Raw genomic sequence first — 13,548 nt, 5'->3', positions numbered from 1 at the left:
ATCCCCAGGGCACCCACCCCCGGCGGGACACCGACAACCCGGCCCGCGCCAACCCAGCCCGCGCGGCGCTTGAGCGCGACGGGCGCGCAGCGCCCGGACCCCCTGCACCCGCACCCGGCAGGGTCCCGGCTACAGCCGAGAGCCGGTGAGCTTCTCGCCGAAGACGTCGTCCGGGTTGGACAGCGCGCAGTTCTGCAGCGACAGACAGCCGCAGCCGATGCAGTCCGCAAGATGGTCCCGGAGCCGCAGCAGCTGGTTGATCCGCTGTTCGAGCTCGCCGCGCCACATCTCGGAGAGCCGCGCCCAGTCCTCCCGGTTGGGGGTCCGCTCCTCGGGGAGCTGGGCGAGGGCGTCGCGGATGGCGGCGAGCGGGATCCCGACGCGCTGCGCGGCCCGCACGAAGGCGACGCGGCGCAACGCGTCGCGGCTGTATCGGCGCTGGTTGCCGGAGGTGCGCCGGCTGCTGATCAGGCCCTTGGACTCGTAGAAGTGGAGGGCGGAGACGGCCGCGCCGCTGCGGGCGGAGAGCTGGCCGACGGTGAGTTCGTGGATTTTCTCGGGAATCTGCGGCACCCGGCCGAGGGTAGTCGGCCCCGCCGCGCTCCGTTGACATATACATGCGGCCCCGGAATGCTGAGCAAGCGCTTGTTCGCCACGCGAGAGGGAGAGGCATGTCCGAGCCGAGGGTCTTCACGTCCGCCGAGGAACTGCGCGCCGCGATCGGCGAGCCGCTCGGGCCGAGCGGCCCGCTGGAGGTGGACCAGAAGCGGATCGACCTCTTCGCGGACGCCACCGGCGACCGCCAGTGGATCCACGTCGACCCCGAGCGGGCCGCGTCCGGCCCCTTCGGCTCGACCATCGCGCACGGCTATCTGACACTGTCGCTGCTCCCGAGCCTGGTGCCGCAGGTCATGCGGGTCGAGGGCATGCGGATGGGCATCAACTACGGCACGGAGAAGGTGCGTTTCCCGGCGCCGGTGCCCGTCGGGTCCCGGTTGCGCGCCACCGCCGTGATCACGGCCGTCACGGACACGGCGGACGGCGGCGTACAGGTCGCGGCGACCGTCACCGTCGAGCGGGAGGGCGGCGACAAGCCGGTGTGCGTGGCCCAGTCCCTGTCGCGCTACTACTTCTGAGGCGGTCCGCGGCTCAGGCGCCCGGGGCGGCCCGCGCGGCGCCGACCATCCGCAGGACGAGGTCGGCGTAGAGCTCGCCGACCTCCTCCGGCGTACGCCGCCCGGCCGCATTGAACCAGCGGGCGACGTCGATGCAGAGGGACAGGACGGCGAGGGTGGTCCCCGGCACGTCGGGCACGTGGAACTCGCCCGCGGCGACCCCGTCGCCGAGGATGCGCCGCACGACGGCGTCGCTCTGGCGGCGCAGCTGCACGATCTCGTCGCGGTGCTCCGGCGCGAGGGCGTCCAGCTCGTACTGGACCACCCGCGCGGTGGTGTGGTGCGCGGCGTGCCACAGGACGAACGACCGGACGGCCGCGCCGAGCCGGTCGGCCGCCGTACCGGGACCGGCGGCGGCCGTCTCCAGGATGTCCAGGGCCTTGTCGTGGCCTATCCGGCTGATCCGGTGGAGCAGCTCTTCCTTGGTCTTGTAGTGGATGTACAGGGCGGCCGGGCTCATGCCCGCCCGGCCCGCGATGTCCCGCGTGGTGGTGGCGTGGTAGCCGCGTTCGGCGAACGCCTCGACGGCGGCCACGAGCAGCCGCCGAGCGGCGTCGGGGGTGACTTCCGACCACGGCCGGTAGCCGCCGGCCGTCTCCTCCGCGCTGCCCATCGTTCGCCCACCTTCTCGTCACTGTCGGAGGGAACACCTTACCGGAGGGTGAGCAAGCGCTTAGACGCCGGAGCGGGAGATGGCCGCCCGGGGTCAGACCTTCGGCTGGAAGGGGTCGTAGTCGGCGAGGATCTTCTCCATGCGCGCCTGGTCGACGCGGCTGACGATGCCGGTGAGCTCCTGGCGGTCGCGGACGACCTTGGCGAGGGTGAACGCCGAGGTGGTCAGGTACAGGACCGCGACGCCGAGGAAGGCGCGGACCCAGCCGTCCGCGTCCAGGCGGTAGATGCCGAGGGCCACCGCGGTGAGCGCGACGGCGAAGGAGGCGACGGCCTGGGCGTGGTAGGCCGCCGTGGTGCGCTGCTTGACCGGTGTCTCGTCCATGGCCCCAATGTCGCGGCGGGTGGCGCGGGCCGCATCCGCTCGGGTACTCAAGTCCCGTACTCAGAGCGGGCGGCGGCGGGGGCGGCGGCCGGTTCGACCGGCACCTGTGGTTTCCGTGCGGCAGGCCTACCATGTGGCGCATGGCCAGACCGCGCAAGCCGCTCCTCAGCCGCGACCGCATCGTCGAGGCGGCGGGAGCACTGGTGGACGCGGAGGGGCTGGGGGCGGTGTCGACGCGCCGGCTCGCGGCCTCGCTCGGCGTGAGCGGGCCGTCGCTGTACAACCACTTCCGAACCAAGGACGAGATCCTGGAGGCGGTGGCCGACGCGGTGAGCGCGCGGGTCGACCTGTCGATGTTCGAGGCGGGCTCCGGCCGGGACTGGCGGGAGGCCCTCCACGCCTGGGCGCACTCCTACCGGGACGCCCTGGCCGACCACCCGAACCTGGTGCCCGTACTGGCGCGCGGCCCGGGACGGCGCCCGGCGGGGCTGCGGCTGGCGGACGCGGTGTTCGGGGCGATGACGGCGGCCGGCTGGCCGCCTGCCCAGGCGACGCGGATCGGCGCGCTGATGCGGTACTTCATCCTCGGCTCGGCGGTGGGTTCGTTCGCCCGGGGTTTCGTGGACGACCGGGAGGCGTACGACCCGGCGGACTACCCGCACCTGGGCAGGGCGCACCTGCTGGCCGAGCGGCAGCGCGAGGTGGACGAGGGCGCGTTCGAGACGGGACTGGCCGCCCTGCTCGACGGCCTCTCCCTCCAGTACGCGGCCCTGCGGCGCCCCTGAGGACACCGCGAACCCGCCGCACACGCGGCCGGGTCAGAAGACGACGAGCGAGCGGCCGCCCTTGCCGGCCCGCATGGCCTCGAAGGCGCCCGGGATGCCGTCGAGGGTGATCCGGTCGGTGACCATGGCGGCGAGGTCCAGTCGGCCGGCGCGCACGTGCTCGGCGAGGACCGGCAGGTCGCGGGCCGGGTCGCAGTTGCCGTAGACGCAGCCGGTGAGGGTGCGGGCGAAGCGGAAGATGTCCATCGCGCTGAAGGCGACCTGCTGGTCCTTCCCGCCGATGCCGACGACGGTGGTGCGGCCGCCCCGCCGGGTGGAGTCCCAGGCGGCGCGGATGGACACGGCCCGGCCGACGCACTCGACGGCCACGTCCGCGCCGCGGCCCCCGGTGGCCGCCCGGATCTCCTCGACGGCGGTGTCGGAGGCGAGGACGAACTCGGTGGCCCCGGCCTCGCGGGCCAGTTCCTCCTTGGCCGGGGAGACGTCGACGGCGACGATCCGATCCGCTCCCGCGATCCGCGCGGCCTGCACGGCGGCCAGTCCCACGCCGCCGATGCCGAAGACGGCGACGGCCTCGCCGACCCGGACGCGGGCGCTGTGGTGGACGGCCCCGTAGCCGGTGAGCACCGCGCAGCCGAGCAGCGCGGCCTCGGCGAGCGGGATCCCGGCGGGCGCGGGCACCACGCAGGCGGCCGGGACGACCGTCTCCTCGGCGAATGCCGCCACGTTCAGCCCCGGGTGCAGCGGCGTGCCCGCGGAGTCGTGGGCGTGGACCGCGCCGACCCCGGCCAGGGCCTCGGCGCACAGCCACACCTCGCCGATCATGCAGTGGTGGCAGCGCCCGCACGAGGGCGACCAGTTGAGCACCACCCCGTCGCCCGGGGCGACGTGGGTGACGCCCTCGCCCACGTCCAGGACCGTGCCCGAGCCCTCGTGGCCGAGCACGGCGGGGACGGGGACCCGGACCGTCCCGTCGCAGACCGACAGGTCGGAGTGGCACACCCCGGCCGCGGCGAGGCGGACCCGGACCTGCCCCGGCCCGGGGTCGGGCAGGACGATCTCCCTTGTCTCCAGCGGTGCTCCGACGGCGGGCAGGACGGCGGCGCGGACCATGGTCGATCCCGTCTCTCGGGCTCAGACCCGGCGGGCCGGGTCGGAGCGGGGGTGGGAGGGGCGTACCGGAAGGCGGACGGACCGGCCCGGGCCGGCCGGCTGAGCGGGCCCGCCCCTTCCGGGGCGGGTGTCAGAACTGGAGCGACTTCGTCTGGAGGTACTCCGCCAGGCCGTGCGGCCCGAGTTCGCGGCCGACGCCGGACTGCTTGTACCCGCCGAACGGCGCGAGGGGGTTGAAGCGGCCGCCGTTGATGTCGACCTGGCCGGTGTCCATGCGCCGGGCGAACGCGACGGCCGTCTCCTCGTCCGCCGCCCAGACCGCGCCGCCGAGCCCGTACACGGTGCCGTTGGCGATGCGCAGGGCCTCGTCCTCGTCCCCGTAGGCGATGATCGACAGGACGGGGCCGAAGATCTCCTCCTGCGCGATCACCATGTCGGGGGTGACGTCGGCGAAGACGGTCGGGGCGATGTAGTAGCCGCGGGGGTGCGGGGCGTCGGGGCCGCCGGCGACGAGGCGGGCGCCCTGCTCGATGCCCTTGGCGATGTACGCGCGCACGCGGTCGCGCTGCTTGGCGTTGACGACCGGGCCGAGGCGGGTGCCCGGATCGCGGGGGTCGCCGGCGGCGTACGGGGCGACGGCGGCTGCCGCGAGCGAGACGGCCTCCTCGTACTGGTCGCGGTGGACGAGCATCCGCGTGAGCGCGTTGCAGCTCTGGCCGGAGTTGTTCATGACGTGGCCGACGCCCGCCGCGACGGCCTTGGCCAGGTCGGCGCCGGGCAGGATGACGTTGGCCGACTTGCCGCCGAGTTCGAGGGCGACGCGCTTGACGGCGGCGCCGGCCGTGGCGCCGATCAGCCGGCCCACCGCGGTGGAACCGGTGAAGGAGACCAGGTCCACGCCTTCGTGCCCGGCGAGGGCCTGTCCGGCGACCGGGCCGGTTCCGGTCACCAGGTTGAACACACCGGCCGGGATGCCCGCCTCATGCACGGCTTCGGCGAAGAGCTGTGCTGTCAGCGGGGTGTCCTCGGCCGGCTTGAGGACGAGGGTGCAGCCTGAGGCGAGAGCGGGTGCCACTTTGGCAACGATCTGGTGCAGCGGGTAGTTCCAGGGCGTGATGGCCCCGACCACGCCGACCGGTTCGAGCAGCACGGTGGAGTTTCCGATCCGCTCCTCGAAGGCGTACGAGGCGGCGAGCTCGGCGAAGGAGGCGGACACCGCGAGCGGCGCCCCCACGTGGACGCGCTCGGAGAAGCCGGTCGGCGAGCCCAGCTCTGCGGTGATGACCTCGGCGAACTCGGTCTTCCGCGCCGCGATCGCATCGCGCAGGGCACCGATCAGGGCCGCCCGCTCCGCCTGCGGGGTGGCCGCCCAGCCGGGGAAGGCGGCCCGGGCGGCGCGCACCGCCGCGTCCACGTCCTCCGCGGTGCCGGCCGGGACGTCGGCGATGACCTGCTCGTCGGCCGGGTTGACGACCTCGATGCGGCCGCTTCCGGCGGCGGGCCGCCATTCGCCGGCGATGTACATCCCGTCGTGGGCCTTCATGGCGTTTCCTCCCCCGAACACGCACGGGTGTGCGGACCTGGTCTGGTGGCCCCACCCTACAAACCGGCGCTGCCGCGCCGCGGGGGTGCCCGGCCGCCGCGGTCAGATGATGCCGAAAAGCATCCCCGCCGCGAGGACGGCGAGCGAGGTCAGCGCCGCCCATTTCACGGTGAAGCGGGTGTGGTCGCCGAACTCGACGCCCGCCATGCCGACGAGGACGTACACGGCCGGAACCAGCGGGCTGGACATGTGCAGGGCCTGGCCGACCAGCGAGGCGCGGGCGATCTCGAGGGGGGAGACGCCGTGCGCGGCGCCGGCCTCGGCGAGGACGGGCAGCACGCCGAAGTAGAAGCCGTCGTTCGACATGAAGTAGGTGAGCGGCAGGCTGAGGAGGCCGGTCACCAGGGCCATGTGCGGACCCATGCCCTCGGGGACGGCGCCGACGAGCCAGTCGGCCATGTGCTTGACCATGCCGGTGCCGCTGAGGACGCCGGTGAAGACGGCGGCGGCGAAGACCATGCCGGCGACGTTGAGGACGTTGTCCGCGTGGGCGGCGATCCGGGCCTTCTGGTCGGGCATGTGGGGGAAGTTGACGGTGAGGGCGAGGGCCGCGCCGAGGAGGAACAGCACCGGGATGGGCAGCAACTCCATGATCATCGCGGTGAGGAGGGCGACGGTGAGGCCGGCGTTGAACCAGTACAGCCGCGGCCGCAGCGTGGGCCGCCGCGGGTCGAGCCCCTGGAACCCGGCGGCGGTCGCGGAGGTGGCGGAGGCCGAGGAGGCGGCGGAGGCCGAGGAGGTGGCGGAGGCCGAGGAGGTGGCGGAGGCCGCGCCGGGCGCGGCGTCGGAACGGCCCTCGGTGGCCCGATCGGCCGGGGCGGTGTCGGAGGTGCCGGTTCCGGGGGTGGCGGCGCTGTCGGCTGCGGCGACGGCGGCCGGCTGCGGCTCGGCGCCGCCGGGCAGCGCGAGCGTGCCGAGGCGGCGGCGCTCCTTCAGCCCCAGGGCGTACGCGAGGGCGAACACGCACAGCAGGCCGACGGCCAGGGCCGGGATCATCGGGACGAAGATGTCGCCGGCGTCCAGTTTCAGGGCGGTGGCGGCGCGCGCCGTCGGGCCGCCCCACGGGAGGGTGTTCATGACGCCGTTGGCGGTGGCCGCGACTCCGGTCATGACGACGAGGCTCAGGCCGAGCCGCTTGTAGAGCGGGTACATGGCCGAGACGGTGATCATGAAGGTGGTGGAGCCGTCGCCGTCGAGGGAGACGATCGCGGCGAGGACGGCGGTACCGACGACGACGCGCACCGGGTCCGCCTTGCAGAAGCGGAGGATGCCCCGGACGATCGGGTCGAAGAGGCCGACGTCGATCATCACGCCGAAGTAGACGATGGCGAACATCAGCATGGCGGCGGTCGGGGCGAGTTTGCCGACGCCGTCGATGACGTAGTCGCCGAGATGGGCGCCCTGCCCTGCGAACACGCAGAAGAGCGCGGGGATGAGGACGAGCGCCGCGATGGGCGACATTTTCTTCATCATGATCAGAACCAGGAAGGTGGCGATCATGGCGAAGCCGAGGAAGGTCAGCATGCAGGGAACGTAGGGGCCCGCGGAGGGCCCAACAAGACGTCCGGCCGTGAGCAATACGAGCAAAACCCCAGCTCAAGGCAGGGGTGTCAGCTCGACGGGGAAGCCGTTGAGGACCGCCGTGCCGGACAGCGGGTCGAGCCGGGAGCCGTCGAGGAGCTGGTTGACGTTGGCCCCGGGCGAGGCGGCGGCGACGGACAGCCGGGCGCCGTCGCGGTCGTGGCCCCAGCCGTGCGGGAGGCTCACCACGCCGGTGCGCACGGTGTCCGTGACCTCGACGGGCACCTCCAGGCTGCCGCCGTCGGCGGTGATCCGGGCGCGGCCCCCGTCGGTGAGGCCGAGGCGCTCGGCGTCCTGCGGGTGGACGTGGAGGGTGCAGCGGTTGGAACCTCCCGTGAGGGCCGGGACGTTGTGCATCCAGCTGTTGTTGGACCGCAGGTGGCGGCGGCCCACCAGCACGAGGGCGGCGGGGCGTTCGGCGAGGGCGCCGTGCAGCCGGGGGAGTTCGGCCGCGATCGGGTCCGGCAGGAGCTCGATGCGGCCGCTGCGCGTCTTCAGCACGCCCGGGAGCCGGGGCTGCAGCGGACCCAGGTCGATGCCGTGCGGCCGGTCGAGGAGCCGCGCCAGGGTGAGCCCTCCGCCGGCCTGCGCGTCGTGTCCTGCGCCGAACAGGTCGCCGTACGGGCCGAGCCGGAGCATCAGGTCGAGCCGCCGCTCGGGGCCGCTGTCGCCGGTGAGCAGGCCGGCGAGCCGGCCCGGGTCCTGCCCGTGCAGCGGCGAGTCGGGGTCGGCGGTCTCCTTGGCGAGGGCGGCCCGGATGAGGGGCTCGTCGACGGCGGCCGCCGCGTCGGGTACGGCGGGGCCGTGCAGCCCGGCCGCCGCGAGGACGAGGCGGGCGTGGATCTCGCACTCGTCGAGCAGCCCGTCCTGGAGCGGGACGGCGGGCCGGGTGTAGCGCACCTGGTTGCGTACGGCGAACCCGTTGAAGGCGAAGTCGTGGTGCGCGCTCTGCGCGGGCGGCGGGGGCGGCAGCACGACGTGGGCGTGGCGGGAGGTCTCGTTGAGGTACGGGTCGACGCTGACCATGAAGTCGAGGCCGGCCAGTGCTGCGTCGAGGCGCCGCCCGTCGGGCGCGGACAGCACCGGGTTCGCGGCGATGGCGACGAGGCCGCGGATCCGCCCCTCCCCCGGCGTCTCGATCTCCTCGGCCAGGGCGGCGAGCGGCAGCTCGGACTTGGCCTCGGGGTGGCCGCCGACCCGGCTGTGCCAGCGGCCGAGGGTGAAGCCCTTGCCCGGCCCGGCGGGTCGGGGCCTTGGGCCGGCCGCCGGGAGCGGGAAGAGGGCGCCGCCCGGCCGGTCGAGGTTGCCGGTGAGGATGTTGAGCACGTCGACGAGCCAACTGGCGAGGGTGCCGTACTCGACGGTGCAGCTGCCGATCCGCCCGTAGACCGCGGCGGTGGGTGCGGCCGCCAGGTCGCGGGCGAGGGCGCGGATCTCGCCGGCCGTGATGTCGCAGGCCGGGGCGACGGCCTCGGGGGTGAAACGGGCGAGGGCCTCGCGGAGTTCCCGGAGCCCGTGGAGGCAGTCGGCGAGCTCGGGCGGCAGCGTGGGACGGTGTTCGACGAGCAGGGTGCGGGCGAGCGCGGCCAGCAGGAGGGCGTCGCTGCCGGGGCGGGGCGCGAGGTGCCGGTCGGCGAGGCGCGCGGTGCGGGTGCGGCGGGGGTCGACGACGACGAGGGTGCCGCCGCGGGCGCGCAGCGCCTTGAGCCGGCCCGGGAAGTCGGGGGCGGTGCACAGCGACCCGTTCGACTCGACCGGGTTGGCGCCGATCAGGAGCAGGAAGTCGGTGCGGTCGAGGTCGGGGACGGGGATGGCGAAGGGGTCGCCGAACAGGAGGCCGCTGGAGACGTGCTTGGGCATCTGGTCGAGGGTGCTGGCGGTGAAGAGGTTGCGCGTGCCGAGCGCCCGCAGGAGCAGCGGCGGGTAGAGCGCGCCGGCCATGGTGTGGACGTTCGGGTTGCCGAGGACGACGCCGACGGACTGCGCGCCGTGCTCTGCGACGAGCGCCGGGAGCGCCGTGGCGACGACTTCGAAGGCCTCGTCCCAGCCGGCCTCCCGCAGCCGTCCGCCGCGCCGGACGAGCGGCGTGCGCAGCCGGTCGGGGTCGGAGTCGAGCGCGCCGAAGGCCGCCCCCTTGGGGCAGATGAAGCCGCGGCTGAAGACGTCCTCGCGGTCGCCGCGGGCGCCGGTGACGGCGGTGCCGTCGACGGTGAGGGTGAGGCCGCAGGTGGCTTCGCAGAGGGGGCAGATGCGCAGGGCGGTGCGGGGCATGGGCCCTCCCGGGCGGCAGGCCGGCAGGCGGCGGGGATTTCGGCGTCGTACGGGCGCCCCGAGCATACCGACCGGTACGCATGTCGGGGAGGGTGTGGCGCGAGACCGGGGCGGGGCGGGGTGTCGGCTGCGCCGCCGCGGTCTCAGTCGAGGACGCGGGCGAGGTACGCCTGCATCATGGCCCGGATCTCCTCCACGATCGCCGGATCCCCCGCGGGGTCGGCGCTGAAGGCCAGCTTGGTCAGCGCGTCCGTTGCCTCGACGGCGACCAGGACGGCCCGCTCCAGCGCGGCGTCCGGCGAGCGGTCGAGGTGGGTGGCGAGGAGTCCGGTGAGGCGTGCGGCGACCGTCCGGTTGGGGTCGGCGGCCGGGCCGTCCTCGGGCGGGGAGGGCACGCCGAAGTCGACGAGTGCGAAGCCGGGCACCGTCCGCTTCATGGCCAGGTACTCGTCCAGCACCGCGTCGACCACGGGCCGCCAGCCGGCGCCCGGGAGGGTGGCGAGGCGGTCCGCGATGGCGTCGGTGTAGCGGTCGAGGTTGCGGTGTGCGAGGGCGACGGCCATGGCCCGCTTGTTGCCGAAGAAGCGGTAGACCGATCCGATGGGCACGCCGGCGCGTGCGGCGACGGCCCGGGTGCTGAGGTTCTCGTAGCCCGATTCGTCGAGGAGTTCGGCGCACGCTTCGAGGATCCGGGCGAGCCGGTCGGCGCTGCGCTGCTGTACGGGCGTACGGCGCAAGGGGTGGGTGGCGGGCACGGGGTCCATCATGCCGCTCCGGGCGTGCGGTTTCAGCCGCCGGCCGCGACGGGGTCGCGGGGCCGGCGGGGCGGCGGGTCAGTTCAGCAGGAGCGCGATGCCTCCGAGTGTGTACGTGATCATCAGCGCCAGCAGCGGAAGCTGTCCGGCGAGGGCGCGGGCGGGCGGGAAGAGGCGTACGGAGCGGTCGTGGGCGGCGATGACTCCGAGGACGTGGCCGGTGACGACGGAAACGACCTGAAGGGCCGCGAGACCGCCGGGACCCAAGGGGGACAAGGGCTCGGGGCGATTGTCAGTCCCCAGTGCCATGATTACCGTGCGTGGCCCTTCGGTCACGAGGAGGGAGAAGTAGTGGGCGATGAGATAGCCGAGGGCGATCGGCACGAGTGAGTGCGCGAAGGCCGTCAGCGGGCCTGGGTGAGGGCCGCTGACGAGGCGGGTGGCCGCCGCGCACAGGCAGTACAGGGTGGCGACGAGGGCGACGGCGGCGAGCAGTCCGAGGGTGGCCGTGGGGGTGCGGCCGAGAGGGGAGGTCTGGAGGGTGGTGATCCACGAGGGGTTGTCGCTGAAGCCGTCGTAGGCGGTGGAGCCGAGCAGGACGCAGACGGTGGCGACGAGTCCGGGCCGCTCGGGCGTCGCGTCGAGTCCGTGGAAGGGGTTGCGGAGGACGAGGAGGCCGTCGGCGCGGCGGCCTAGGGGGGAGAGCCGGGCCAGGAGGGCGGAGTACGCCTCGAAGGCATCGCCTTCGGCGAACCAGCCCTCGCCGAAACGGGCGGCGAGCGCGAGGTGGGCGGCGCCGTAGAGGGAGAGGGCGATCAGGAGGGTGGTGGTCGATGCAGGATCCGGAGAGGCGAGCTCCAGCCAGGTGAAGCCGAACAGCCCGACCGCGGCGGGCCATTGGCCGATCCGGGCCGGAATCGGGGCCGGCCGGCTGCGGAGGGAGCGGGGCAGCAGGCGGTACAGGGTGCGGAGCGGGTTCAGCAGGCCCCAGACGGGGCCGAGGAGGAGGGAGGCGGGCACGAGGCCGACCCAGAAGAGGACGTAGACGGCGCCGGGGCCGGGGTTGCGGGCGGGGTCGTCGGGACCGAGGAGGAGGGAGGCGAGGACCGCGAGCGCGGCGGTGAGGCCGAAGGCGCGCAGGACGGCGCGTGTGGCGGGCGCGTCGGCGGTCCGCTGGAGGGCGGTCGGCAGGGCGATGCCGGACCGGTCTCCGCGGAACCGGGAGGAGGACCAGAGCAGGCCGAGGAGGAGAAAGGAGGCGAACAGTGCGGTGAAGGCGCCGGCGAACGCGTAGAAGGGGGAGATCGGCAGGTCGTGCTGGGATCCGACGCCGTGTGCGAGCACGGTGAGCGGGTGGTCGGCGGAGGCGGCCGCACCGGCCGGGTCGGGGACCGCGCCCCGGGCGGCGGCGGCACCGAGGTCGGCTGCCGGGGAGCCCGACAGGGGATGGAGGCCGCCGCCCGGCCCGTGGGGCGGCGGCGTCACCGGACCAGCAGCTGCGTCAAGACGAGCCGGGAGGTATGCGTCTCGACCTCGAACAGGCCCGTGCGGTCGGCGGTGAGGACCAGGGTGGTCTCCTGCCCGGCCGGGAGGGCGAGTTCCCTGTCGTAGCCGTGGACATGCAGGGTGTCTGCGCGGTCGCTGATGACGCGCAGGGCGACGCTCTGCCCGCGCTTCAGCTCGGTGCGGCCGGGAGCGGGCGTCACCTTGCCGTCCTTGACGGCGATGGTGACCGTGCGGTCGGCGGCGGGGGCCGGCGCGGACGGCCGCGCCTGCGGCGGCTGCGGGGCCGGCGGCGAGGCGGGCCCGCCGTGGCCGTGGCTGCCGTGCGCGCCGCCGGCCGGGGCGGACAGGGTGGTGCCGGCTTCCACCGCCTTGCCGCCGACGGCCCACACGGTGTGGTCGTCGGCGTAGAGGCGGACGGTCAGGGTGTGCGCGCCCTCGGGCACCTGCGCCGCGGGCAGGTGGAACCAGGGGCCGTACAGCCGGGCCACCTTGCGGCCGTCGAGCTCCAGATGGGCGTGGCCGGAGCCGGTTATGGCCGCGCCGCCGGCGCTGCCGGGGGTGAAGCGGAAGTTCTGCACCGCCAGTTGGACGTTCCAGCCGTCCTCGCTGTCGGGGCGGACGCTGATGCCGACCTGCGGGGCGCCTTCGGCGGGGACCTCGCGGAACCGGTGGCCGGCGGCGTCACGGGCGTCGAGGAGCGTTCCGGCGTTGCCGGAGGCCTGCTCGTGGCTGGTCCCCGGCTTGTGGTGGGTGGTGGCCCGCCCCCCACAGCCGGCCACGGCCCCGCCGAGAAGCACGAGGACGGCCAGCAGGACGGCCCGCCGCTCCCGCCGCCCCGCCCGCCTGCCCGCGAACGCCCCCGAGCCGCCCCCCGCCCCGCACGGGACGAACCTGCCGGCCCGCCCGACGGCAGTCCCCGCGCGCCCGCAGCGGTACCCCGCGCCGGGGGCGGGGCCGGGCCCCGGCGCGGCCCCGCCCGGGTTCGCCCGCTCGGGGCGCGGCGGTGCCGCGGTACGGGCCGAGACCGGGCCGGGCCTGGCCGCCGTCGCCGTAGTTGCAGCTGATGCACTGGGAGCGGCTGATGCGACCGGTGCAACCGCCGGGGCCGGGCGGACCGCCGCAGGTGCCGCTGCGGGGGCGGGGCCGGGACCCGGGGTGCCCTCGCCCGGGCCCGTCGGGGCAGGGTGGGGCGTCGCCTGTGCGGGGTGGGTCGGTGCAGGGGCGGCGTCGGCGGCCGGGGCTGCCGCCGCGGAGTCCGGCCTGGCGGACGCCAGAGTGCGGGACGCCCACGCGGGAGGCGGTGTCGGCACGGCGGGGACCGGCTGTGACGCCACTGCAGTCGGCCTCGTCTGTGCCGGAGTCGGGGGCGCCGACGCCGGATCGGGGGCAGGCGACGCCGGGGCGGGGACGGAGGCCGGAAGCACTGTGGCGGGGGCCGGAAGCGCCGGGACGGAGGCCGACGGCTCGGGGACGGGGGCCGGCGGCTCGGGGACGGAGGCCGGAAGCACCGGGGCGGGGGCCGGAAGCGCCGGGACGGAGGCCGACGGCTCGGGGACGGGGGCCGGCGGAGCCGGGGCGGGGGCCGGAAGCACCGGGGCGGGGGCCGGAAGCGCCGGGACGGAGGCCGACGGCTCGGGGACGGGGGCCGGCGGAGCCGGGGCGGGGGCCGGAAGCACCGGGGCGGGGGCCGGAAGCACCGGGGCGGGGGCCGGAAGCGCCGGGACGGAGGCCGACGGCTCGGGGACGGGGGCCGGCGGAGCCG

Annotated in this window: 12 protein-coding genes; 2 read left to right on the top strand and 10 right to left on the bottom strand. The window is 75.1% G+C overall.

Annotated elements, in window-relative coordinates; genetic code table 11:
- Positions 1-129 precede the first annotated feature (129 nt).
- Positions 130-573: a redox-sensitive transcriptional activator SoxR gene (gene soxR, locus IE170_RS29175; RefSeq protein WP_189812478.1), complete on the bottom strand. Its 444-nt coding sequence runs from the start codon at positions 571-573 to the stop codon at positions 130-132.
- A 98-nt stretch (positions 574-671) separates the two neighbouring features.
- On the opposite strand from soxR, the gene IE170_RS29170 reads away from it, so the two are divergent.
- A complete protein-coding gene (locus IE170_RS29170; protein ID WP_189812477.1) occupies positions 672-1,136 on the top strand; it encodes a MaoC family dehydratase in 465 nt (154 codons plus the stop codon).
- Between the two features lie 13 nt (positions 1,137-1,149).
- Here IE170_RS29170 and IE170_RS29165 read toward each other — a convergent pair whose 3' ends face one another.
- Positions 1,150-1,788: a TetR/AcrR family transcriptional regulator gene (locus IE170_RS29165; protein ID WP_189812476.1), complete on the bottom strand. Its 639-nt coding sequence runs from the start codon at positions 1,786-1,788 to the stop codon at positions 1,150-1,152.
- 93 nt (positions 1,789-1,881) lie between these two features.
- Positions 1,882-2,172: a YiaA/YiaB family inner membrane protein gene (locus IE170_RS29160; protein WP_189812475.1), complete on the bottom strand. Its 291-nt coding sequence runs from the start codon at positions 2,170-2,172 to the stop codon at positions 1,882-1,884.
- Positions 2,173-2,312: 140 nt separating this feature from the next.
- Here IE170_RS29160 and IE170_RS29155 point away from each other — a divergent pair, with 140 nt between their 5' ends.
- Positions 2,313-2,957: a TetR/AcrR family transcriptional regulator gene (locus tag IE170_RS29155; protein WP_189812474.1), complete on the top strand. Its 645-nt coding sequence runs from the start codon at positions 2,313-2,315 to the stop codon at positions 2,955-2,957.
- 33 nt (positions 2,958-2,990) lie between these two features.
- Here the strand turns inward: IE170_RS29155 and IE170_RS29150 are convergent, their stop codons facing one another.
- The 7 genes from IE170_RS29150 to IE170_RS29120 form a co-directional block, all read right to left on the bottom strand.
- Complete coding sequence (locus tag IE170_RS29150) at positions 2,991-4,070, bottom strand: Zn-dependent alcohol dehydrogenase (protein WP_189812473.1); 1,080 nt, start codon at positions 4,068-4,070, stop codon at positions 2,991-2,993.
- Between the two features lie 130 nt (positions 4,071-4,200).
- The gene (locus tag IE170_RS29145) at positions 4,201-5,613 is read right to left on the bottom strand and encodes an aldehyde dehydrogenase family protein (RefSeq protein WP_189812472.1); all 1,413 of its coding nucleotides are present in this window, start codon (positions 5,611-5,613) and stop codon (positions 4,201-4,203) included.
- A 102-nt stretch (positions 5,614-5,715) separates the two neighbouring features.
- Positions 5,716-7,197: a CitMHS family transporter gene (locus IE170_RS29140; protein WP_189812471.1), complete on the bottom strand. Its 1,482-nt coding sequence runs from the start codon at positions 7,195-7,197 to the stop codon at positions 5,716-5,718.
- 72 nt (positions 7,198-7,269) lie between these two features.
- Positions 7,270-9,525 (bottom strand): molybdopterin-dependent oxidoreductase, encoded by a 2,256-nt coding sequence (locus IE170_RS29135; RefSeq protein WP_189812470.1) that lies wholly within the window; start codon positions 9,523-9,525, stop codon positions 7,270-7,272.
- A gap of 143 nt (positions 9,526-9,668) precedes the next feature.
- Positions 9,669-10,289 carry a TetR/AcrR family transcriptional regulator gene (locus tag IE170_RS29130; protein ID WP_189812535.1) on the bottom strand — a complete coding sequence of 207 codons (621 nt, stop codon included), beginning with the start codon at positions 10,287-10,289 and terminating at the stop codon, positions 9,669-9,671.
- A gap of 69 nt (positions 10,290-10,358) precedes the next feature.
- Positions 10,359-11,624 carry a hypothetical protein gene (locus IE170_RS29125; protein ID WP_189812534.1) on the bottom strand — a complete coding sequence of 422 codons (1,266 nt, stop codon included), beginning with the start codon at positions 11,622-11,624 and terminating at the stop codon, positions 10,359-10,361.
- A 137-nt stretch (positions 11,625-11,761) separates the two neighbouring features.
- Positions 11,762-12,565 carry a cupredoxin domain-containing protein gene (locus tag IE170_RS29120; RefSeq protein ID WP_229885271.1) on the bottom strand — a complete coding sequence of 268 codons (804 nt, stop codon included), beginning with the start codon at positions 12,563-12,565 and terminating at the stop codon, positions 11,762-11,764.
- Positions 12,566-13,548: the final 983 nt, after the last annotated feature.

This window comes from Streptomyces toxytricini, assembly GCF_014649915.1.
Taxonomy (GTDB): Bacteria; Actinomycetota; Actinomycetes; order Streptomycetales; family Streptomycetaceae; genus Streptomyces; species Streptomyces toxytricini.
The sequence above is the reverse complement of the archived record's forward strand: the minus strand, read 5'-3'. Positions and strand labels throughout refer to the sequence as shown.

Excerpts from the sequence above, each read along its gene's own strand:
- IE170_RS29150 (WP_189812473.1), bottom strand. The coding sequence starts at position 4,070 with ATGGTCCGCGCCGCCGTCCTGCCCGCCGTCGGAGCACCGCTGGAGACA.
- IE170_RS29140 (WP_189812471.1), bottom strand. The coding sequence starts at position 7,197 with ATGCTGACCTTCCTCGGCTTCGCCATGATCGCCACCTTCCTGGTTCTG.
- IE170_RS29165 (WP_189812476.1), bottom strand. The coding sequence starts at position 1,788 with ATGGGCAGCGCGGAGGAGACGGCCGGCGGCTACCGGCCGTGGTCGGAA.
- IE170_RS29135 (WP_189812470.1), bottom strand. The coding sequence starts at position 9,525 with ATGCCCCGCACCGCCCTGCGCATCTGCCCCCTCTGCGAAGCCACCTGC.
- IE170_RS29145 (WP_189812472.1), bottom strand. The coding sequence starts at position 5,613 with ATGAAGGCCCACGACGGGATGTACATCGCCGGCGAATGGCGGCCCGCC.
- IE170_RS29155 (WP_189812474.1), top strand. The coding sequence starts at position 2,313 with ATGGCCAGACCGCGCAAGCCGCTCCTCAGCCGCGACCGCATCGTCGAG.
- IE170_RS29160 (WP_189812475.1), bottom strand. The coding sequence starts at position 2,172 with ATGGACGAGACACCGGTCAAGCAGCGCACCACGGCGGCCTACCACGCC.
- IE170_RS29170 (WP_189812477.1), top strand. The coding sequence starts at position 672 with ATGTCCGAGCCGAGGGTCTTCACGTCCGCCGAGGAACTGCGCGCCGCG.
- IE170_RS29130 (WP_189812535.1), bottom strand. The coding sequence starts at position 10,289 with ATGGACCCCGTGCCCGCCACCCACCCCTTGCGCCGTACGCCCGTACAG.